Origin of the sequence: Paraburkholderia sp., from assembly GCF_050742655.1 — a bacterium.
Lineage (GTDB): Bacteria > Pseudomonadota > Gammaproteobacteria > Burkholderiales > Burkholderiaceae > Paraburkholderia.
In genome coordinates this window covers 72,470-92,224 of the sequence record NZ_JBOIGG010000003.1, presented here as the reverse complement: position 1 = coordinate 92,224, position 19,755 = coordinate 72,470, and the positions used below count along the sequence as shown (strand labels likewise).

Sequence of the window (19,755 nt, the reverse complement as noted above, 5' to 3'; positions counted from 1 at the left end):
TCTGATCGCACGTTGTCGACGCTCAACACGGAGCGCACCATGAATGCTTTCCTGCAGAATTTTCTCGACTGGCCATTGCTCGTTTCGTCGATGCCGTCCTTGCTGTGCACGGGTCTCGTCAACACGCTCGTGTTGTCGATATTTTCGACGGTGCTTGGGATCGTCGTGGGCATGGTGCTCGCGTTGATGGCGGTATCGCATACCCGCTGGCTGATGCTACCCGCGCAGGTGTTCATCGACGTGTTCCGCGGGCTGCCCGCGGCCCTCGTGATCCTGCTGGTCGGCCAGGGACTCGCGCCCATCGGACTCTCGATCTTCGGGCCCAATCCCTATCCGCTCGCGATCGTCGCGCTTGGGCTGATCTCGTCCGCGTATATCGCAGAGATTTTCCGCTCCGGTATTCAAAGCGTGGGACGCGGGCAGCTCTCCGCGTGTCAGGCGCTCGGCATGACGTACTGGAGCAGCATGCGTCACGTGATCGTGCCGCAAGGCGTGCGGCGCATTTTGCCGGCGCTAGCGAACCAGTTCATTTCGATCGTCAAGGATTCGAGCCTGGTCTATTTTCTCGGCCTTCTGACGTCGCAGCGTGATCTGTTTACGATCGGCCAGAATACGTCGGTGAATACCGCGAACCTGTCGCCGCTGGTCGCCGCGGGCGTGGTGTATCTGCTGGTCACGGTGCCGCTCACGCACGCGATCAACCATATCGACCGCTGGACCAACCGCTATTCGAACCCGACGCGCGGCAACACGAACGCGGGCGCGTCGCGCCGGCAACGCAAGGCGCAGGCTTCCGCAATGACAGGCATCGCCGACCAGCATAACTAGCCACTACGAGCGGGACATCGACCACTATGGGACCTCAAGTAGAGACGGTCGCCAACGACACTATCTTGCCTTCGCAGGTCGACGTCGTTGTCATCGGCGGCGGCATTATCGGCGTGAGTACGGCGCTTTATCTAAGCGACAAAGGATTGCAGGTTGCGCTCTGCGAAAAAGGCCATATCGCAGGCGAGCAATCGAGCCGCAACTGGGGCTGGGTGCGCGTCACTCATCGCGACATGCGCGAATTCGAGCTGAGCATCGAAAGCCTGAAGCTCTGGCGAAAGATGGATGAGACGCTTGGCATCGACACCGGCTTCAATCAATGCGGCATTCTCTACATGACTGAGGAAGACGACGTCATGAACCAGCATCGCGTGTGGCTCGACAACGCACGTCACGTCGCTGGCGATGCGTTCGACACACGCGAGGTCGATGGAAAAGCGGTCGCCGCATTGCTACCGGGCGCGACGAAAGCGTTCAAAGGCGGACTCTATACCCCCGGCGACGGCCGTGCCGAACCGCAAAAGGCTGCGCCCGCGATCGCCAATGCGCTGCGCAAACGCAGCGTGAAGATCCTGACGCCATGCGCGGCACGCGGCGTCGAAACGAGTGCGGGACGTGTCAGCGCGGTCGTCACCGAATACGGCACGATCCGCTGCAACAGCGTCGTCGTCGCCGGCGGCGCATGGTCGCGGCTGTTCTGCGGCAACCTGGATATCGATGTGCCGCAACTGCTGGTTAGGGCATCGGTACTGCGTACCGAACCACTGGACGGTGGCCCGACCTGCTCCGCGAGCAACAAGCGGTTCGCGTTTCGCAAGCGGGCCGATGGCGGCTATACGGTCGCTCCCGGCTTTCGCACGTATAGCGATCTCACGCCCGATTCGTTTCGCCTGTTCTTTAAATACATCGAGGCGCTCAAGAGCCAGCTGGGTTCGCTGCGGATCGGCATCGGCGCGCGTTTCTTCGATGAACTGCGCCGTCCGCGTCACTGGCCGCTGGATCGCCCTACGGCATTCGAACAGGTTCGCACGCTCGATCCCGAGCCGATCGTCGAGTACACCGATGCGGGTCTACGCGAGTTCACCAAGGCTTTTCCGCATCTGTCGCATGCGCGTATTGCGCAGCGCTGGGCAGGCTACATGGATGTGACGCCCGATGCGATTCCCGTCATCTCCGGTGTCGATACCGTGCCGGGCCTGTTTATCGGCACCGGCTTTTCAGGGCATGGATTTGGCATCGGGCCAGCCGCCGGAAAACTGATGGCGGATCTGGTGACGAACGATACGCCGCTCGTCGATCCGCATGCATTCCGCTTCAACCGCTTCAGCGATGGGACGAAAATCGTCATCGACGCGGGCTTCTAAGGCCACGCTTCCGAGGAGAGCCTCATGCAAAAAGTAGCGATGATCTCCGGGGCGAGTCGCGGCATTGGACTCGCCATCGCCACCGAGTTGTCGCGACGCGGCTACCTGCTGTCGCTCGGCGTGCGGGATCCGTCGACGCTCGGTGGTCTTTTCGATGCGTTCACGTTCTCATACGAGGCACGCGACACCCACGCGGGCCGCCGCTGGGTCGACGCGACGATCGAGCGCTTCGGCCGCATCGACGTGCTGGTGAGCAATGCGGGAATCTGCACGCACATCGGCCTGGAAGACGGCACCGACGAGCTGCTCGAGGAAACGCTCGACATCAACGTGAAGGCGCCGTTCCGGCTCATCCAGGCGGCGCTGCCGCATCTGCGTCGTGCAGACGATGCACGGTTCATCCAGATCGCGTCGCTATCGGGCAAGCGCGTGAAGAACCTCAACGCGGGCTATCCGATGTCGAAGTATGCGGCGGTCGCACTCACTCATGCCGTACGGCGCGCCGGCTGGGATGACGGTCTGCGTGCAACCGCGATATGCCCCGGATTCGTCAACACGGAAATGGCGGCCGGTATCGCGGATCTCGCGCCGGAGGCGATGACCCAACCTGACGATATCGCGCGTCTGGTTGCCAATACGATCGAGATGCCGAACTCCGCGAGCGTCGCCGAGATTCTCGTCAATTGCCGGCACGAGGATATGTTCTAGCGGCATAGGCGTAGCGCGACTCGCCTTCTTCGTGCCAACGTCCAGACCCGCGGACTCGCCCACGCGGCAAATCATGTAGAACCCCATGCATCGATAAACCCGGCTGATGCAACGCGGGCTAACGTGCATCCCCCATGCACGCGATTCATATCGCGCATTTTTGGCCTGAATTTGACCGGCGCCTGCGCGACTCCTATCGTTGAGCCATGTCGTCTCGATGTGACTCGCCCCTGCCGCCCGGAACGATGGAAAAGCGGGAAACACAACTCATGCTCGCCCTCCACCATGAACCATGACGCCGTGAATCCCAACCTGAGCGCGCCGCTCGTCGCGCCTCGATCAGCTTACCGGCCAAGCGCGATGCGTCGCGCGGTGACCACCGCCGTGCTCGGGCAAATCCTCGAGTGGTATGACTTCTTTCTCTATGGCACCGCTGCCGCGCTGGTGTTCGGCAAGCTGTTTTTTCCGGTCGGAACCGATCCGCTGATTGGCACCGTCGCGGCGTTCGGCGGCTTCGCGGTGGGCTTCATCGCGCGACCGATCGGCGGCGTGCTAAGCGGTCATATTGGCGACCGCTATGGCCGCAAGGTCGTGATGATGTTCACTCTCCTCGCGATGGGTACTGCGACCACGCTGATGGGCCTGTTGCCGACCTATCAGCAGATCGGCATCGCGGCACCTGTCCTGCTCGTGTTGCTGCGTATTCTGCAGGGCCTCGCTGCAGGCGGCGAATGGAGCGGCAGCATTCTGCTCATACACGAAAATGCGCCGGCGTCGAAACGCGGCGCACTCGCAGCATGGAGTCCCTGCGGTGCAGCGTTCGGATTCGTTCTGTCGACGGGCGCATTTCTGCTCGTGCAAAATCTCGCGCCTGCCGATTTCCATAGCTGGGGCTGGCGCGTGCCGTTCCTCGGCAGCGTCGCACTGGTTGCGCTCGGTTTATGGATGCGTCGATCGGTTGGAGAAAGCGCCGCATTCGTCGAAGCGAGGGCAACGCGTCGCCAGAGCCGGATGCCGGTCGTCGACGTGTTGCGGCAGTGTCCGCGCGAAGTGCTGACTGTCTTCGGCCTGCGTTTCGGCGAAGGCGGCGCGTCATACATCTTTTTCGCCTTCTCGCTCGCGTACAGCCAGTTTCTCGGCATCAAATCGAGCTGGGTACTCGGAGGACTCACCCTTTCGATGCTGCTGATGATTCCCGTCTCGCTGCTCGTCGGACATATCACGGACAAGGTAGGACGAAAGCCCGTCTATCTGGTCGGCTCTATTGCGATGGTGCTCGTCGCGTGGCCCTACTTCGCGCTGCTCGGTTCCGGAGAGTACTGGAAGATCATCACCGCCCTCCTGCTGGCCAACAGCCTCACGCTCGGCATTCTGGAAGGCGCGCAGCCCGCGTTTATCAGCGAGATGTTTCCGGTGCACCTGCGCTTCTCGGGGCTCGGCGTCGGACGGGAAATCTCCTCGGTGCTCGGTGGCGGTCTCTCGCCGATGATCGCCACCGCGTTGCTCGCGCATTATCGAAGCGCGGTGCCGGTCGCGCTCTACCTCGGTGCGCTCGGTCTCGTCACCGTCATCGCCACCTGCTTCGCCCGCGAGACCTTTCCCAAAGCGATGCGTATCAAGGCGCAGCAGAGCGCCGAATGACATCGCCGTCACTTCAGATTTCCCACGAGGTATCGCATATGCACGTCCTGCACACTGCACACTCCGCCGCCCGCGTGAGCGACGATTCGATCAAGGACTTTCCCGAGTATCCCGGTTCCCTGTCGCTCGATGCGTTGATCGATGAAGTCGAACGCCGCAGCGACGAGTTCGATCGTCTGTCGCACGTTCCGCGCGACATGGTCGCGAAGATGAAGCGTGCCGGCATTTTCCGCGCGAGTACGCCGAAGCGTTTTGGTGGCGATGCGCTCCCGCCGCCGCGCTTTCTGGAGATACTCGAACGCATCGCCGTCGTCGATGGTTCGACTGCATGGGTCGCTGCGTTCGGCTCCGCGAACACGTACCTCGCGGCACTGCCGATCGAAACGCAGGCACGCATCTACGCGTCCGGCCCGGATCAGGTTTTCGCGGGCGGGCTCTATCCGCTGCAGAAAGCCGTGAGCGCGCCCGGTGGCTTTCTGGTCAGTGGACAGTGGCGCTTCGCGAGCGGTTGCAAAGGCGCCGACTGGATCGGCGTGGGGATCGGTGGCGTGCCGGGCGACGCAAGCCAGGGGGGCAACGCAGGCAAGCCCTTTACAGCAGTCTTCCCGCCAAGCGAAGTTGAGATCGTCGAGAACTGGAATGTCGTCGGTATGCAGGGAACCGGCAGTCACGATTTGCGCCTGAAGGACAAGTACGTCGACGAGCAATGGACCTTCGTGCGAGGTGGCGCCGCGCTCATCGACGAGCCGCTCTATCGCTACCCGGCAGTTGCCTATCAGGCGCAGGTGCATGCGTCGGTGAACATCGGCCTTGCGCGCGCGGCGCTCGATCTGCTCGCAGGCATGTCAGGCGTGACGCAAACCACCACGGGTGCACCACGCCTCGCCGATCGCGCTTACTACCGCACCGGTCTCGCTCAAGCCGAGGCGCAGCTGCGTAGCGCGCGGGCGTTTTTCTTCGAGTCAGCGGAAGCTGCGTGGCGCACCGTCAGCGCCGGCGATCCAGTGTCGTCCGCCGAGGCGAACCTCCTGCGCCTCTCCGCGACGCACGCGGCGCACACCTGTGCCGACGTCGTGATGCAGGCCTACAAGATGGCCGGTGTGGCCGCCATCTATCGCGAGAATCGTTTGCAGAGACTTGTGCGGGACTCCATCGTCGTGACACAGCACGCGTTCCTCGGCGAGGGCACGTACGACGCATCGGGTGCGCTCTTCGTCGGCATCCCGCCGGTCACGCCCTATCCCTGATCGACACGGAGCCCCTGCGATGACACGGGACGACACACCGGACGAAACACGCACCATCTTTCGCGACGCAATGGCCCGCCTCGCGGCAGCGGTCAACGTGATCACGACCGACGGCCCGCGTGGCCGTTGCGGCATCACGGCGAGCGCAGTCTGCTCGGTGACAGACACCCCGCCGACGATGCTCGTGTGCATCAATCAGTCCAGCTACGTGCACGACGTACTGCATGACAACCGGCACGTCTGCATCAACGTGCTCGGCGCACGCAGCCAAGCTCTTGCGCGTCTGTTCGCCGGCATGACCGGCTGCACGATGGATGAACGCTTCGACGGGGCCGCGTGGAAGCAAGGACATTTGCCCGTCCCGGTACTCGCCGATGCGATCGCGAGCCTCGAAGGCACGCTTTGCGAAACCACGACCGTGGGCTCGCATTCGGTGATGTTCGTGCGCATCGAACACATATCGCTGCGCGACGAAGGCGACGGCCTCATCTACTTCGGCAGGCAGTTTCACCGGCTAGTACGCGCGACCGAAGCGTGCACGGCGAGCTAGCGATGGAAGTCTGCCTGTTTCTGATCGGAGCGCACGGTCGCACGTCGTCGCTCGACATCCCTGCGTTGCGACACGCAGCGAACGCGATCGATGGTTTGCGCCGGCTCATCGTGCATGAGTCGATCGAAGCCCATGTCGATCCGCGTATCGCCGCGAATCCGGACTCGCCGCCGTGCGTGCTCCAATGGTACTTCGACGACCTCACGGCGCTGGAAGCAGCGCTCCGGCCCGCGGGAGCCGTCCAGGATGCGCTGTATGCAGCGTCGCTTGCGACAGTCGATGCACACGCGTTCTCGCAACAGGTCATGGCCGTGCGCGCGCTTGCTCCTCCACAGATCGTGTCCGCAGGAGACGCCGCCCAGCGATGCACCTGCCTCGTCGCTTACGAGGGCCCAGCCGAAGATTTCTCCGCGTGGCTCACCCATTACCTGGATCATCATCCCCCGTTGATGCTGCAATTACCTGCGCTCCGGGAGCTCGAGATCTACACGCGTGTGGACAGCCGCAGCGGCTTGCCTTTCGCGCAGGCTAACGCCATGCAGCGGAACAAGGTCGTATTCGACGATCCTGCCGCGCTTGCCCGCGCGCTCGCATCCCCCGTGCGCGACGCGATGCGCCGCGATTTCCACGCGTTGCCTGCCTATGGCGGGGCGACCCCGCACTACGCGATGCGGAGCTTTTACGGTAATCTCGCGTCACATTGACTGGCCTCCGCCAAGCCATCGACCGTCATGACAAACAGCCACGGCGCGACAACAAAACGCTTGATTCGCGGATCGCCGCTCGTCCGGGAGGCAAGCGCAAGATGAAGCCGAACCTCGGCATCGCCGATCTGAACCTGCTGCGCGTATTCCTCGCCATCTGGGATTTACGCAGCCTCACCGCCGCGGGGGACCGTCTGGGCCTCACGCAGTCTGCCGTGAGCCACGCGCTGCGCCGGCTGCGTACGCTCTTCGAAGACCCGCTCTTCGTGCGTACGCCAGGCGGCATGGCGCCGACCGATGCCGCCCACCACCTCTACCCTCCGCTCGCGCAGGCGTTCACGATCATCAACGAGGCCGTGCAGCAGCTTGCCAGGTTCGAGCCGGCCACCGCTCAACGCGTGTTTCGCATCTCGATGTCGGACATGTCGGAGTTTTATTTCCTGCCGCCTCTGCTCGCGCTGCTGGATCGCGAGGCGCGCGGCATTCACATCGAGGCGGTCAACGTACCGGTCGCATCGGTGAGCGCGGCGATGCGCGCCGGCGAGGTCGATCTCGCACTCGGCTATGTGCCGGGACTCGACGCGGGCTGCGTGAGCCAGACGCTTTTCATCGATGAACACGTCTGCGTGGTCCGCGCGGGACATCCGTTACGCAAGACGAAGCCGACGCGCGAGGATCTCATGGCGCTGCGTTACGTCTACGCCAGTACCAACGCAACGGGCCACCGGATGGTCGAACAGTGGCTCGACGAGCTACACCTCAAGCGCGAGGTCGTGCTCAGGATGCCGCATTTCGTCGTCGCGCCAGAGATCGTGATGAACACGGATCTCGCGGTTATCTTTCCGAAGAGCATCGCGCAGCGCTTCAATCGCGGCAAGGCATTCCGGATTTTGCCGCTGCCGTTCGTGCTGCCGCCCATCGAAATTCAGGTGCATTCGCACACGCAATTTGCCGCGGACCCGGGCATTGCGTGGTTACGCGAAACCATCCGCGGCATGTTTTATCGGCCCGCGGCCTAGCGCCTGTTGACCACACTAAAGGAATATTCCCCATGACCGACACTCGAAACCTGCCGTTGCGCGTGCTGTTCTGCTGCGCCGTCTCACAGAATTTCTTCGACTTGCCGCGCGACCGGATCGGCGAGGTATGGCAAGCCTACGGCACGATGCTCAGCTCCGTCGAATCGATGGAAAACGTGCGTGTACTCGGCGTAATGGATGACGACCGGCTCGTCGTCGGTCAGGCCGACAGTGCGCCCTGGACTTTCTACATCATGGCGGATGTCGCCGACTTCGATACCGCCGTTGCCGTCTGCAATCTGTACCGCACGACGCCCGTCGGCGAGTACAACCTGTGGCGCTACGGCAAGATCGAAGCACGGGTTGGCCGTGCGCTGACCGTTCCGCCTGTCGCTGCCGGCAACGCCTGACGAGATCTTCAACATGCCAAACAGAACCGCGCTCATTACAGGCGCCGCACGAGGACTAGGCGCAGTCGTTGCCCGTCGTTTTCATGAAGCCGGCTATAACGTCGCGCTGGCCGATATCGCGATCGCACCCGTGCAGGCCCTCGCACGTGAGCTAAGCCAGGACGAATCGACCGCATGCGCCATCGAACTCGATGTCACGTCGAAAGCGGATTTCGAAACCGCGCGCGATGCGTTGCTGACGCGCTGGGGCACCGTCGACGTGCTCGTCAACAACGCGGGCGCGTCGAAGATCGTACCGGTCATGGAGATCACCGCCGAACAGTTCGATCAGGTCATCGACGTGAATCTGCGCAGCGTACTGTTCGGCTGCCAGGTGTTCGGCCAGTATTTCGCTAACCGCGGTGCGGGACGGATCGTGAATATCGCGTCGCTTGCCGGACAGAACGGGGGTTCCGCTACCGGTGCGCACTATGCCGCCGCGAAAGGCGGCACACTCACGCTGACCAAGGTCTTTGCACGCGACCTGGCTTCCCGCGGAGTCACAGTCAATGCCATCGCGCCGGGGCCTCTCGATCTGCCGATCGTCCACGAGAGCGTTCCCGCCGACACACTGCAGAAGGTGATGGCCGGCCTTCCCGCGGGAAGGCTCGGGTCTGCCAGCTATATCGCCGATGTTGCCGTGATGCTTGCCTCCGCCGACGCCTATTTCGCCAATGGCGCGTGCTGGGATGTGAACGGCGGCCTGTACATGCGCTAACGATTGCCTGTCGTGGATGACACGCGCTAACCCTGAGAAAGCTTGATTGCCCACGTAAGCTCATCGTCGCCGAGCATCACCATGCTATCTGCATCGTTGACACAGACGAATGAGGGAGGCCGTGCGCCCGCGACATAGAGCGGATAGCCATCGGCAGTTACGGGGCCTCCTGGACTGAATCTGGACGCATAAGACTCTTCCATGGTCAGCAGAAGCGGAACCCCGGTACGGCCAGGAAGCGCAGCCCAGTACAAGCCTTCGAGGCTGCTAATGACCGAAGGCTCGAACGTTCCCTGTGTGATCTGTTCCGCGGTCGCGCCCCTGATGTCCCATTGAAATGGAGCATTCACGAAATGCGGCTCGTTGTTTTCGACACCGATAAATTGCCCGGATTGCTGATTCTTGATCGTAACAATGGCCATGGAAATCTCCCTGGAGTTTCTACCGCTGCCGCGTTCAATGATAGGAAGAAATCAATCATCCAGCGAAAAAGAAATTGAACGTCACTAGCTACCCCGGCTTCGCAAGCGACACCGGCCGGTGCCGCAACCAGTTCAGCGCCTGCCGCAACATGAAATCGTTCGGTTCGCCGAACGCAACCGGCACGCGATGTTTGCGCAGGTTGTGCGCATCATCAGTCGCGCGCACCTCGTGTTCGCGCAATTGCTCGACCACGTCGTGCTCGCGAAGCACCTCGTGCGCGGCTTCATCCGGATCCTGCGGATTATCGAGGTGGTGCGGCAGGTCGATCTCGCGAATAGCCGGCAGATCGTCCGCGTTGCCGTCCGGGTAATCGTCGACCGGCAGGTCCGGTACGACGCCGAGGTTCTGGATCGAGTGTCCATCCGGTGCGTAGTAGCGTGCGACCGTCAGCGTGATGCCCGTGCCGCCCGGCAGGCCGCCCGTGACCTGGATCGAACCCTTGCCGAACGTCGGCCGACCCATCACGACCGCACGATGCGAAGCCTGCAGCGCGGCTGCGACGACTTCGGTCACCGAGACCGACTGCTCGTTCGTCAGCACGACGAGCGGCAGCGTCTTGAACATATCGGGCAGACCAGCAAGCGGATCACTTGCGAACGACGGGCGGCGATAGTCATCGAAAGTGTTGCGATACGTCTTCCGCTTGCCGGGATCGTCCCGTTCCTGGACTGTCACTATGGCTGCGCCGGTGGGCAGAAACGCGCCCGCGACACCCACTGCTTCTTGCAGAATGCCGCCGCCGTTCGAGCGAAGATCCAGCACGAGTCCCTTCAACCGAGGCTTCGCGGCGACTAGTGCATGCAGGCTCGTCACCAGATCGGCAATCGCGCGGTCGTCGAAGGTGCTCACGCGGATGTAGCCATAACCCGGCATCGGCACGCGCGACTTTGCGCTCGGCGCATGAATGAAAGCGCGTGTGATCGTGATGGTCCGGGTTGCGTCGTCGCTGCCACGATAGACGGTGAGCTTCACCTGCGTACCGGGCTCGCCCCGCATGCGCTTCACGGCGTCGGCGACCGTGAGTCCCTGTGTCGGTATGCCGTCGATGCGCGAGACGATGTCGCCCGCGTGGATACCCGCCCGGGCGGCGGGACTGTCTTCGATCGGCGCGTACACGCGAATCTGGCCATACTCCTCGCCGACCGTCAGCCCGACGCCGGCGAACCCGCCCGCGAGCTGTTCCTGCAGCCGCGCGAATTCGGCACGGTCGTAGAACGTCGAATGCGGATCGAGGTCGCCGACCATGCCCTTGAGCGCGCCGGTCATCAGCTTCTCGTCGTCGGGAGGGACGACGTAGTCGCGCTTGATCAGCGCGAAGGCCTGTTCGAGTCGATGCTGGTCATCGGCGGGGAGCGTTGCGGGCGGCGTGGGCGATGCAGCCGATGTCTCGGCCGTAACGACGGCAGGCGCACAACCGAGCCACGCCGCGCACACGAGTGCAAGCGTGTGCGCGGCGGCGCGTATCGTGCATCTGAACGAACCAGCGATCATGCAACTCTCCTGAGTCCGACGCGCTCCTCCGGGCGGCTGCATGAGAGGTTACAACACCGACGTTACGCGCAGCCATACTGCACGGCGCACTCGCTCACCCCTTCTACGCGTTCGCATGGTCGCGCCACATCGCCGATCGCTCGAGAAAAAAGCGTTGACGCCCGACGGTGTCGAATGCGCGCCTGTTGCGCAGTCGAGGTCGGGCGGGCGTGTCAACCGTTTAACCATGCATCACTGGCACGTATAACTGGCCGCGAGACTCTGGTCACCCGAACCGGCGTAGTGCTGAACCAGCGGATAGGCGCAATCCGGCAGCGTGGCTATGACGCCGCCTTGCGCATTGAATTTCGTCAGCAGCAACTGCCCAGGCGCGTTGCCCTGCTCGACCCACGCGATCATCGCGCCGAGATAGTCGGTCTGATCCGGACCGTTCCCTCCGAGCACATGGCCGACGCCTGGCTCGAGATAGAACCTCGTATTGGTTCCCGCCGCACCCGCGAGCTGCACGACCGTCTGCCAGTTGCGTAGATGATCGCGCGGCGAAATCAACGGGTCCGCCCCACCGTGGAACGAGATGATCTTCTTGCCCGACGTCAGGTACTGCGCGATGGCCTGCAGATTGTGATCCGCCCCGACGTTCTGGAGCCCGGCGGCAATCACCGGGTACGACGTGTCGACGCTGAAATTTGCCTGCAGACTGCCTAGCGCCGTTGCCGGCAGCAGCCACCCGCCATTGCCGGTCGCGATCGCGGCAAAGCCGCCACCGAGCCCGCCATACGACGGGACACCCAGCTGATAGCCGAAGTCCGCCCAGTTATATCCGGAGAACAGCAACTGGCCGCCACTCGATAACGGCGCGAGCAGATTCTGTACGGTTTGCAGTTGAGCCGACGACAGGCACGTCGCCGCGGGTGCGCCCGACGCGCCGCACAGCAAGGTCGATGGATCGAACGTGCACGACGCGGGATTCAGGATGACGCCGTTCGCGTTGCCGCATTGCGCGGTCGCCGCGTTGTAGGTCGCGGTCCATTGCGCGTTCGAAGGCATCGCAGCCGAGCCCGCAAGCGACGCTGTCTTCAGCATCGCGGTGACCTGCGTTGCCATGTTCATCGTTTCGTCGCCGGCGATGATGCCGTCGTAATCGCCGGGCAGATTCTGCGCCGCCAGGTAACCCTCCCGACCGCCATTCGACGCTCCGTTGAAGTACGTGTATTTCGGCGCGACGCCGTAGAACGCCGCGATCACCGCCTTCGCGAAATGCACCGTGATGCCCGTCGATGCATACGCGTAGTCCTGCAGCTCGGTCTGACTGGTCAGAAATTCGGCAGGGTTGCCCGTGCGATTTCCACCGTTCGACGCGGTGTACGCCATACCCCGTTGCAACGGCGTGATCAACGGAAACTGCGCGGACGTTGCCTCGACGGTGGGAATACTGCCATCGAAGCCGCCGCCGCCCTGGTGCAGCAGCCGGTTCGACCAGTTGTCGGGTAGATCCACCTCGATATCCAGTTGCGTGCCGCTTGCACCGGTTGCGGTTACCTTGCAATAGCCAGGTGTGCCGGGCGTGCCAGACGTGCCATTAACCGGTGCGGTCCGAACGCTCGACGTGACCGCGATGCCGTTGAACTGTTGACCGCCTAGCCTCGTACAACGCGCCGCATAGTCGACGACGGGTACGGGCGCCGCGGCGGTCTCCGTATCGCCGCAACCTGCCAGGCCGAAAACGCTCCCTCCTGCTGCCAGTGCGAACATGAAACGCACGGCACTCCATTTGATCCACGTGTCCACGATCTCTCCTCCGGGTTTTGATATCGCGCTTATCGCTACGTTTATCGTTACGTCGTCGACTGCTTGACCCTTTGCTTTACGCGGCACGAGCAGGATCCCTGCGCGTCGGTAGGCAGTAGATGGGTAATCCGGAAGGGCACGGCATCAACCGAACGACACCGGGCTTCGGTTAATAATAAACCGTCCGGTCGTTCAATTAATGAGGGAGACAATAAGTGGGTTCGGGGATAGCGCCAAGCGGGGTTAACCCTTTTTCATGCGACACCTGGGAGGTCTACAGATGAATCGACTGCTGGAAGTCCGCACGTATCGCCTGAAGCCTGGCGCGCTGGATGCGTTCCATACCGTCATGCAGCACCAGGCTGTTCCGATGCTCCGCGCACGCGGAATGGACGTGGTGTGTCATGGCCGCTCGGACCACGAAAGCGAGAGCTACTACCTGGTACGGGCTTACGCGAGCCGTCAGGCGCTGGACGCGGAGCAGACAGCTTTCTACAACTCCGCGGAATGGATAGAGGGTCCACGTAAAGCGCTGGTCGTGCACATCGACACGTACGTCAACACGCTGCTATGGGCATCGGATGATGCGGTCGACAGTCTGCGGCGGCTGAATCCCTAGCGGGACCGCTGCGACGCAAAGCGGATCACAGCAGCGAGCTTGCCTCGGCCCGCGCGAGCGCACCCGTGCGGCTCCTGACCCCCAGCTTGGAAAAGATGTTGTGCAGATGCCATTTGATCGTCGCCTCGGACAGAAAGAGGCTTTGCGCGATCTCGCGATTGCCGAGACCGGCCTTCTGTGTTCCTCCCTCTCTGTGTTATGTGCCGCGATGATTCCGGACCTGTCGACCCTGTCACCACATGAGAGCCGCTGACAAGAACCGGCTGCGAGTAGATTTCGCTGGCCACGTGCCTGGCACGCACGGAATACAAGTTGTCGCGCTTCGCTAGTTACATGGCGCGGTTCCACTGTCATCATGATTTCCATCCTTTCTCTCCAGGTTGGCAAGCATGAATATCGACAAAAACCTTCCGGTCATGGTGACCGGCGCGACGGGCTACGTCGCGGGCTGGCTGGTCAAGCGGCTTCTCGACGAAGGCTTGACCGTCCACGCACCCGTCAGGAATCCGGACGATGCGAGCAAGCTGAAATACCTCAATGAAATCGCGGCAAACGCGCCGGGGAAGATTCGCTACTTCAAGGCGGATCTGATGCAGCCCGGTTCCTATCAGGAGGCGATGGCCGGTTGCCAGATGGTGTTCCACACCGCGTCGCCGTTCAGGATGGACGTCAAGGACGCACAGAAGGAGCTGATCGAACCCGCCCAGATCGGCACACGGAATGTTCTGGAGACCGTCGACCGCACACCGTCGGTCAAGCGTGTCGTGCTGACCAGCAGTTGTGCGGCGATCTATGGCGACAGTGCCGATCTCGACAACACACCGAATGGGATATTCACCGAGGAGATCTGGAATACCAGTTCATCCCTGAAGCATCAGCCGTACTCCTACTCGAAGACGCTTGCCGAGCAGGAAGCCTGGAAAATCGTCAAGAAACAGAATCGCTGGGATCTGGTGGCGATCAATCCCTCGTTCGTGATCGGCCCGGGCATCAACCCGGACGGCACCTCCGAAAGCTTCAACATCATTCGTCGCATGGGTGACGGTACGGCGAAAGGCGGTTTGCCGAATATCCGACTGGGTCTGGTGGATGTGCGCGACGTCGCTGAAGCGCATTTCCGCGCAGCATTCACCGCACAGGCCAACGGTCGCTACATCACGTCCGGTCACAACTCCAGCTTCCCGGAAATGGCCTCCACCCTGCTTGATCGATACGGCCGCGACTACCCCATTCCCCGCCGCACGCTGCCCAAATGGCTCGTCTGGCTGGTGGGTCCGATCGCCGATAAATCGGTCACGCGGAAAATGATCGCGCGCAACGTCGACCGCCCGTGGAAGGCCGATAACAGTCGCAGCCGCAACGAACTGGGGATTCGCTATCGCCCGCTCGCCGACTCGATGAACGACTTCTTCCAGCAGTTCGTGGAAGCGGGACAGTTTGCCAAATGAACCGCTTCGCGATCATGCCCGGTTGGAAAATCCTGCTTATCGACATCGGCATCGCGCCCGATGCGGTCCTGCGACGCGCACAACTCCCCGCGGATCTCTTCGCGCAGAACGACGCCAGTCTCGCGAGCCGGGAATATTTCCGCTTGTGCCAGGCGGTGGAAGATCTCGGCGGTGGATCAAAGCTCGCAACCCGCATTCTCGAGAAGATGTCGGTCGAAGCGTTCGATCCAGCGATCTTCGCCGCGCTGTGCAGCCCGAACCTGGAAGTTGCGACCAGGCGCATCAGCGAGTTCAAGCCGTTGATCGGACCGATGCGGCTGGACGTCGAGACTGGAGCGGACGCACTTACACTGAAGATCGATTTCCTGGATCGGGAGGCGGTTGTCCCGGGCAGCGTGGTCGCCATCGAGCTGGGGTTCTTCGTGCAACTGGCGCGGATCGCGACGCGTGCCCGGATCAATGCCCGCAGCGTCACGACGCCGGACGATCTGCCTCATCTCGACGGATATGCCGATTTCCTCGGTGTCACGCCGCGACGTGGCGATTCGATCACCATCAGTTTTTCGCTCGCCGATGCGCGTCGACCGTTCGTGACGGAAAACGACGCGATGTGGCAAGTCTTCAAACCCGAGCTGCGCAGAAGGCTCGCGCATCTGTCGTCGAAAGCGACCATGTCGGAACGGGTTCGGGCGGCATTGCTCGAATCGATTCCCAGCGGCCAGAGCAGTGCCGACGACGTCGCACGCAAGCTCATCGTCACCAAACGCACGCTGCAGCGGCGGCTCGAGCAGGAGAACGTCAGCTTCAAGGCGATACTCGCCGATGTCCGCGAACAGCTTGCGCGGCACTACGTCAGCAACTCGCATTTACCGTACAGCCAGATTTCATTCCTGCTCGGATATCGCGATCCGAACTCGTTCTTTCGCGCGTTCAATGCATGGACCGGCATGACGCCGGACACCGCACGCGACCGGGCCAGGCACTGATATGGCGATGCGGCGCGACGCTGATGGCGCCCAAACCGTTCCCCTCGAGCACTGTCCGGCTCATCCACACCGGCAGGCTCCCGATCGAGTCTGGCGAATTTTTTACCGCGCATCAACCAAGGTGAGGCGCGGTCTTTTCACGGAGTCTGGTTATGACAATTCGTACATGGTTTATCACCGGCATCAACAGCGGCTTCGGCCGTTCGATGACCGAGCATCTGCTGGCCCGAGGCGATCGCGTAGCAGGTACCGCACGCAAACTGGAGGCGCTCGACGACCTGAAAGCCCGCTATGGTGAACAGCTGTGGCTCGCGTCGCTGGACGTGACCGACACCCCGGGTATCCGTCGTGTGGTGGATAAGGCTTTCGCTGAACTGGGCCGCATCGATGTCGTCGTCAACAATGCCGGCTACGGTCTGTTCGGGGCCGCCGAGGAGATCAGCGACGAGCAGATCGCGCATCAGATCAACACCAACGTAATCGGCTCGATCCAGGTCGTCCGCGCCGCATTGCCTCATCTACGCGCACAAGGCGGTGGTCGTATCGTGCAGCTTTCCAGCATGGGCGGACAGATTGCGCTGCCCGGCCTTTCGCTGTACCACGCCACCAAGTGGGCGATCGAAGGATTCTTCGAAGCGACGATTCAGGACATCGCACCGTTCAACATCCAGGTCACGCTGGTGGAACCTGGCAGCGCGCGTACCCAGTTTTCAGGCTCCAGCGCCGTTGCCGGCGCCGCACTGGACGTCTATGCGGATACGCCAGCGGGGCAGATGCGGCGCTACGCTGCCGCGGGCCAGTACACGCCGCCGGGCGATCCCGTCAAGATGGCGCGGGCCATCATCGCATCCATCGATCAGGAACCCGCCCCCAAACGCCTGCTGCTCGGAAGCGACGCCTATGCCCTGGTTCACGCGGCCCTGACCGAACGTCTTGCGGCTCTGGAGGCCCAGCGGGATCTGGCGTTCTCCACAGACTTCGGTGCCCCGGCACCGAGCGCATAGAGGACTTCACTCCGTCAGACGCGCGGCCATCGTCGTCAGCACCGGGCCAGGCACTCACGCCGCGCAGCTTACTTCGCCTTCTCGACCGCCTTGACCAGCGTGAAGCCCGACGGCTGCAACTGGTAGTAGTACACGCCGCCGCCCGCTTCATTGCGACTGCCGTGCACGACGATCAACCGGCTATCGGGTTTGAAATCGATCGGCTCGGTCACGTCCATGTCCCAGCAGCAGACGGTGAACGGCAGCCATGTCACGTGGCCGTTCTTCGCGTCGATCGCGGCGGTCATCACGCACGACGCGCCGCACCCCCAGTTCACCAGCGAGTAATGTCCGGCGAAGTTGGGCTTCTGCCCGCTCAGTTCGCGCAACCGCGTGGCGAACTTGCGATCCTGAGCCGACACGATCCGCACTTTCGCGGGCTTGCCGCTGAAACCGTCCGTCACCTTGTAGTCGTCGAACGCGGGCACAGCGTCGTCCGCGCGCACCTGGCCCGCGCAGAAAAGCGCGGCGGCCAGTGCCGCGATAAGAAATGTCCGCATCGGATCAGTACCAGTAATGTTTTTGCCAGAACAGCTTGGCGGTTTGCGTGCTGTGATAGCGACCGAGAATATAGTGAATGCCGCCCTGGCATTCCTCGACCGCATTACCGAACGATTTTTCTCCGTGCGGATTCAGGTCGTATTGCGGTCGCAGCAACTGATATAACCCACGCGCCGTCGAACTGTTATTGCGTGCGTTCACGACGCCCTCGGACTCCTGAGCCATGATCCACAGGAAATCGTCGAACTCGGTCGCCGGCCTCTGCTCGATCGTCATTGCCTTGCGCAGCGCATCCTGCGACGAAGCAGGCACGCTTGCCGGATCTTTTTCTTCCCATTTCTTTTTGGCCGGCTTGGGTTGCCGGTGTTTATGCACAGGTTTTTGCATGAGTCTTCCTGCATCGATTGACAATATTGAGCGCCACCAGAAAACAGACCTGGCCTGTCAGCATGACGATAATCGCTGGTGCTTTTTCAAAGCGGTCAGCTTTATCTATCAAACCGGATCAAAACCACAGACACAGGCAGCAATATATCGCCATTGATTCCGGTTCGTCTATCGGATACAAGGTTAATTCCGTTCTTTACAACTCTGAATATAACCGTCTCCGGATGACGATCCGGTGACGGTCACTGATTAGTCAGATCGCGTCGTCGAGATCGTTCAGGTTGCGTCCGCGCGTCTCGGTCGAAAGAAACACGCCGGTCAGCGTCAGCAGCGACAGCAACGCGGTGTAGACACCCATCACCCAGAACGCGCCGTCCGCCTGCTGGACCAGATAGATGCCGAGCACCGGCGCGAGACCGCCGGACAGCACCGCGCCCAGTTCGCGCGCGAGCGCGACACCCGAATAGCGATACCGGTTGCCGAACAGTTCGGCGAAGTGCGAGCACTGCGCGCCGAGCATGCTGTTCGCGCCGATCGCGAGACCACCGAACATCGCGAGGACGATCCATAGCGGGTCGCCGGTACTGACCATCCACCACGACGGAATCGACCACAACGCCATGAAGATCGCGCCCGCGCGATACACGGCAATGCGCCCGACGCGATCCGACAGCGCGCCGAACAGCGGCGTCGTGACGACGCTCGCGAGCGTTGCGATCAACGCGCCGGTCGTGCCGATCGCGGCGAGGTCCGACGGTCGCGCGCCGAGTTTGGCCGCCACCGTCCCGCCGAGAAACGCGATCACGATGGTCGTGTAGATCGTCGAGCCGCCCTGCTCCGCGAAGCGCATCAGCACGGCCGCGAGTACTGGCCGCCGCGCACTGCCGAGCACCGCCCGCACCGGCGAACGCACGACCTTCTGCGCGCCCTCCAGGCTAAGGAATACAGGGCTTTCGCGCAGCCGCAACCGGATCCATACCGCGACGCCGATCAGCACGATGCTCGAGAGAAAAGGAATGCGCCACGCCCACGCGAGAATCGCTTCGTTGCCGAGCGTGTGCTGCATCACGCCGAACGTGGCCGTCGCGAGGCCAAAGCCCGCGAAGATGCCGACGAACGGCAGCGCCGCGAAGAATCCGCGGCGCGGCACCGGCGCGACCTCGGCCATCAACGTCGATGCGCCCGCCTGTTCCGCGCCCGCGCCGAAGCCCTGCAGCAGTCGCAGCAGCACGAGCGCAACCGCGCCGACGGTGCCGGTCGGCAGCAGACCGATCAGCGTGGTCGAGGTGCCCATGATCGCGATCGTCACGAGCAGGACGAACTTGCGTCCCTTGCGATCGCCGAGCGAACCGAAAAAGAGTCCACCGAACGGCCGCGCGAGAAAACCCGCGCCGTACGTGCCGAAACTCGCGAGCAGACCTGCCTTCGAACCAAGCGCCGGGAAAAAGATGTGGCTGAACACGAGTGCCGTCGCGAGCCCAAAGATCGCGAAGTCGTAGTACTCGAGCGCGCTGCCGACCGCACCAGTGAGAATCGCGCGCCGCAACTGCTCGGGCGGTACGACCGCGGTCGTCGTGTCGGGGCGTTCGACGGCCACGCCCGCATGCTGCCCTCCTGACAGGCTTCGATGCGCATCCATGCATGTCTCCTTGAAAACAAGGGTGCCCGGTTGATGGGTTCATCGGGCGTGCGTTTTTCTGGTTGTTATTAGTTGTTATTGGTCGTGCGTTTCTTGTTGTATACGGCCGGATTGTGCCGCTGGACATGAACCGGCAAACGGG

Annotated in this window: 20 protein-coding genes and 1 pseudogene; 14 read left to right on the top strand and 7 right to left on the bottom strand. The window is 62.4% G+C overall.

Annotated elements, in window-relative coordinates; all coding sequences use genetic code 11:
• The first annotated feature begins 39 nt into the window (after window positions 1-39).
• From ACREXZ_RS05590 to ACREXZ_RS05545, 10 genes are all read left to right on the top strand, one after another.
• A complete protein-coding gene (locus ACREXZ_RS05590) occupies window positions 40-828 on the top strand; it encodes an amino acid ABC transporter permease (protein WP_431763052.1) in 789 nt (262 codons plus the stop codon).
• 26 nt (window positions 829-854) lie between these two features.
• Window positions 855-2,192 carry an NAD(P)/FAD-dependent oxidoreductase gene (locus tag ACREXZ_RS05585; protein WP_431763051.1) on the top strand — a complete coding sequence of 446 codons (1,338 nt, stop codon included), beginning with the start codon at window positions 855-857 and terminating at the stop codon, window positions 2,190-2,192.
• A gap of 24 nt (window positions 2,193-2,216) precedes the next feature.
• Window positions 2,217-2,900: an SDR family NAD(P)-dependent oxidoreductase gene (locus tag ACREXZ_RS05580; protein WP_431763050.1), complete on the top strand. Its 684-nt coding sequence runs from the start codon at window positions 2,217-2,219 to the stop codon at window positions 2,898-2,900.
• A 285-nt stretch (window positions 2,901-3,185) separates the two neighbouring features.
• Window positions 3,186-4,541 (top strand): MFS transporter, encoded by a 1,356-nt coding sequence (locus ACREXZ_RS05575; protein WP_431763049.1) that lies wholly within the window; start codon window positions 3,186-3,188, stop codon window positions 4,539-4,541.
• A 38-nt stretch (window positions 4,542-4,579) separates the two neighbouring features.
• Window positions 4,580-5,788 (top strand): acyl-CoA dehydrogenase family protein, encoded by a 1,209-nt coding sequence (locus ACREXZ_RS05570; protein ID WP_431763048.1) that lies wholly within the window; start codon window positions 4,580-4,582, stop codon window positions 5,786-5,788.
• Between the two features lie 19 nt (window positions 5,789-5,807).
• The gene (hpaC, locus tag ACREXZ_RS05565; protein ID WP_431763047.1) at window positions 5,808-6,338 is read left to right on the top strand and encodes a 4-hydroxyphenylacetate 3-monooxygenase, reductase component; all 531 of its coding nucleotides are present in this window, start codon (window positions 5,808-5,810) and stop codon (window positions 6,336-6,338) included.
• A gap of 2 nt (window positions 6,339-6,340) precedes the next feature.
• Window positions 6,341-7,042 (top strand): EthD family reductase, encoded by a 702-nt coding sequence (locus ACREXZ_RS05560; protein WP_431763046.1) that lies wholly within the window; start codon window positions 6,341-6,343, stop codon window positions 7,040-7,042.
• Window positions 7,043-7,143: 101 nt separating this feature from the next.
• Entirely contained in the window at window positions 7,144-8,061 is a 918-nt protein-coding gene (locus ACREXZ_RS05555) for a LysR family transcriptional regulator (protein WP_431763045.1), read from the top strand.
• Window positions 8,062-8,093: 32 nt separating this feature from the next.
• On the top strand, window positions 8,094-8,471 hold the full coding sequence (locus tag ACREXZ_RS05550) for a hypothetical protein (protein WP_431763044.1): 378 nt from the start codon (window positions 8,094-8,096) through the stop codon (window positions 8,469-8,471).
• Window positions 8,472-8,484: 13 nt separating this feature from the next.
• Entirely contained in the window at window positions 8,485-9,228 is a 744-nt protein-coding gene (locus ACREXZ_RS05545) for an SDR family NAD(P)-dependent oxidoreductase (RefSeq protein WP_431763043.1), read from the top strand.
• 26 nt (window positions 9,229-9,254) lie between these two features.
• Here ACREXZ_RS05545 and ACREXZ_RS05540 read toward each other — a convergent pair whose 3' ends face one another.
• The 3 genes from ACREXZ_RS05540 to ACREXZ_RS05530 form a co-directional block, all read right to left on the bottom strand.
• Window positions 9,255-9,650 (bottom strand): hypothetical protein, encoded by a 396-nt coding sequence (locus tag ACREXZ_RS05540; RefSeq protein WP_431763042.1) that lies wholly within the window; start codon window positions 9,648-9,650, stop codon window positions 9,255-9,257.
• 88 nt (window positions 9,651-9,738) lie between these two features.
• Complete coding sequence (locus tag ACREXZ_RS05535) at window positions 9,739-11,202, bottom strand: S41 family peptidase (protein ID WP_431763041.1); 1,464 nt, start codon at window positions 11,200-11,202, stop codon at window positions 9,739-9,741.
• A 231-nt stretch (window positions 11,203-11,433) separates the two neighbouring features.
• Complete coding sequence (locus ACREXZ_RS05530; protein WP_431763040.1) at window positions 11,434-12,990, bottom strand: tannase/feruloyl esterase family alpha/beta hydrolase; 1,557 nt, start codon at window positions 12,988-12,990, stop codon at window positions 11,434-11,436.
• A gap of 280 nt (window positions 12,991-13,270) precedes the next feature.
• On the opposite strand from ACREXZ_RS05530, the gene ACREXZ_RS05525 reads away from it, so the two are divergent.
• Window positions 13,271-13,609, top strand: a complete 339-nt coding sequence (locus ACREXZ_RS05525; RefSeq protein ID WP_431763039.1) for an NIPSNAP family protein — start codon at window positions 13,271-13,273, stop codon at window positions 13,607-13,609.
• A gap of 25 nt (window positions 13,610-13,634) precedes the next feature.
• On the opposite strand, the pseudogene ACREXZ_RS05520 reads toward ACREXZ_RS05525, so the two are convergent.
• A pseudogene (locus ACREXZ_RS05520) lies at window positions 13,635-13,769 on the bottom strand (response regulator transcription factor); the annotation flags it as partial.
• Window positions 13,770-13,998: 229 nt separating this feature from the next.
• On the opposite strand from ACREXZ_RS05520, the gene ACREXZ_RS05515 reads away from it, so the two are divergent.
• From ACREXZ_RS05515 to ACREXZ_RS05505, 3 genes are all read left to right on the top strand, one after another.
• On the top strand, window positions 13,999-15,057 hold the full coding sequence (locus ACREXZ_RS05515; RefSeq protein ID WP_431763038.1) for an NAD-dependent epimerase/dehydratase family protein: 1,059 nt from the start codon (window positions 13,999-14,001) through the stop codon (window positions 15,055-15,057).
• Window positions 15,054-16,043: an AraC family transcriptional regulator ligand-binding domain-containing protein gene (locus ACREXZ_RS05510; RefSeq protein ID WP_431763037.1), complete on the top strand. Its 990-nt coding sequence runs from the start codon at window positions 15,054-15,056 to the stop codon at window positions 16,041-16,043. The genes ACREXZ_RS05515 and ACREXZ_RS05510 overlap by 4 nt, the downstream gene beginning before the upstream one ends.
• Window positions 16,044-16,195: 152 nt before the next feature.
• A complete protein-coding gene (locus ACREXZ_RS05505) occupies window positions 16,196-17,047 on the top strand; it encodes an SDR family oxidoreductase (RefSeq protein ID WP_431763036.1) in 852 nt (283 codons plus the stop codon).
• Between the two features lie 68 nt (window positions 17,048-17,115).
• Here the strand turns inward: ACREXZ_RS05505 and ACREXZ_RS05500 are convergent, their stop codons facing one another.
• From ACREXZ_RS05500 to ACREXZ_RS05490, 3 genes are all read right to left on the bottom strand, one after another.
• A complete protein-coding gene (locus ACREXZ_RS05500; protein WP_431763035.1) occupies window positions 17,116-17,586 on the bottom strand; it encodes a hypothetical protein in 471 nt (156 codons plus the stop codon).
• Between the two features lie 4 nt (window positions 17,587-17,590).
• On the bottom strand, window positions 17,591-17,998 hold the full coding sequence (locus ACREXZ_RS05495; RefSeq protein WP_431763034.1) for a hypothetical protein: 408 nt from the start codon (window positions 17,996-17,998) through the stop codon (window positions 17,591-17,593).
• Between the two features lie 229 nt (window positions 17,999-18,227).
• The gene (locus ACREXZ_RS05490) at window positions 18,228-19,613 is read right to left on the bottom strand and encodes an MFS transporter (protein WP_431763033.1); all 1,386 of its coding nucleotides are present in this window, start codon (window positions 19,611-19,613) and stop codon (window positions 18,228-18,230) included.
• Window positions 19,614-19,755: the final 142 nt, after the last annotated feature.

Excerpts from the sequence above, each read along its gene's own strand:
- ACREXZ_RS05535 (WP_431763041.1), bottom strand. The coding sequence starts at position 11,202 with ATGATCGCTGGTTCGTTCAGATGCACGATACGCGCCGCCGCGCACACG.
- ACREXZ_RS05515 (WP_431763038.1), top strand. The coding sequence starts at position 13,999 with ATGAATATCGACAAAAACCTTCCGGTCATGGTGACCGGCGCGACGGGC.
- ACREXZ_RS05500 (WP_431763035.1), bottom strand. The coding sequence starts at position 17,586 with ATGCGGACATTTCTTATCGCGGCACTGGCCGCCGCGCTTTTCTGCGCG.
- ACREXZ_RS05580 (WP_431763050.1), top strand. The coding sequence starts at position 2,217 with ATGCAAAAAGTAGCGATGATCTCCGGGGCGAGTCGCGGCATTGGACTC.
- ACREXZ_RS05550 (WP_431763044.1), top strand. The coding sequence starts at position 8,094 with ATGACCGACACTCGAAACCTGCCGTTGCGCGTGCTGTTCTGCTGCGCC.
- ACREXZ_RS05575 (WP_431763049.1), top strand. The coding sequence starts at position 3,186 with ATGAACCATGACGCCGTGAATCCCAACCTGAGCGCGCCGCTCGTCGCG.
- ACREXZ_RS05505 (WP_431763036.1), top strand. The coding sequence starts at position 16,196 with ATGACAATTCGTACATGGTTTATCACCGGCATCAACAGCGGCTTCGGC.
- ACREXZ_RS05525 (WP_431763039.1), top strand. The coding sequence starts at position 13,271 with ATGAATCGACTGCTGGAAGTCCGCACGTATCGCCTGAAGCCTGGCGCG.
- ACREXZ_RS05555 (WP_431763045.1), top strand. The coding sequence starts at position 7,144 with ATGAAGCCGAACCTCGGCATCGCCGATCTGAACCTGCTGCGCGTATTC.
- ACREXZ_RS05560 (WP_431763046.1), top strand. The coding sequence starts at position 6,341 with ATGGAAGTCTGCCTGTTTCTGATCGGAGCGCACGGTCGCACGTCGTCG.
- ACREXZ_RS05490 (WP_431763033.1), bottom strand. The coding sequence starts at position 19,613 with ATGGATGCGCATCGAAGCCTGTCAGGAGGGCAGCATGCGGGCGTGGCC.
- ACREXZ_RS05590 (WP_431763052.1), top strand. The coding sequence starts at position 40 with ATGAATGCTTTCCTGCAGAATTTTCTCGACTGGCCATTGCTCGTTTCG.
- ACREXZ_RS05510 (WP_431763037.1), top strand. The coding sequence starts at position 15,054 with ATGAACCGCTTCGCGATCATGCCCGGTTGGAAAATCCTGCTTATCGAC.
- hpaC (WP_431763047.1), top strand. The coding sequence starts at position 5,808 with ATGACACGGGACGACACACCGGACGAAACACGCACCATCTTTCGCGAC.
- ACREXZ_RS05540 (WP_431763042.1), bottom strand. The coding sequence starts at position 9,650 with ATGGCCATTGTTACGATCAAGAATCAGCAATCCGGGCAATTTATCGGT.
- ACREXZ_RS05585 (WP_431763051.1), top strand. The coding sequence starts at position 855 with ATGGGACCTCAAGTAGAGACGGTCGCCAACGACACTATCTTGCCTTCG.
- ACREXZ_RS05545 (WP_431763043.1), top strand. The coding sequence starts at position 8,485 with ATGCCAAACAGAACCGCGCTCATTACAGGCGCCGCACGAGGACTAGGC.
- ACREXZ_RS05570 (WP_431763048.1), top strand. The coding sequence starts at position 4,580 with ATGCACGTCCTGCACACTGCACACTCCGCCGCCCGCGTGAGCGACGAT.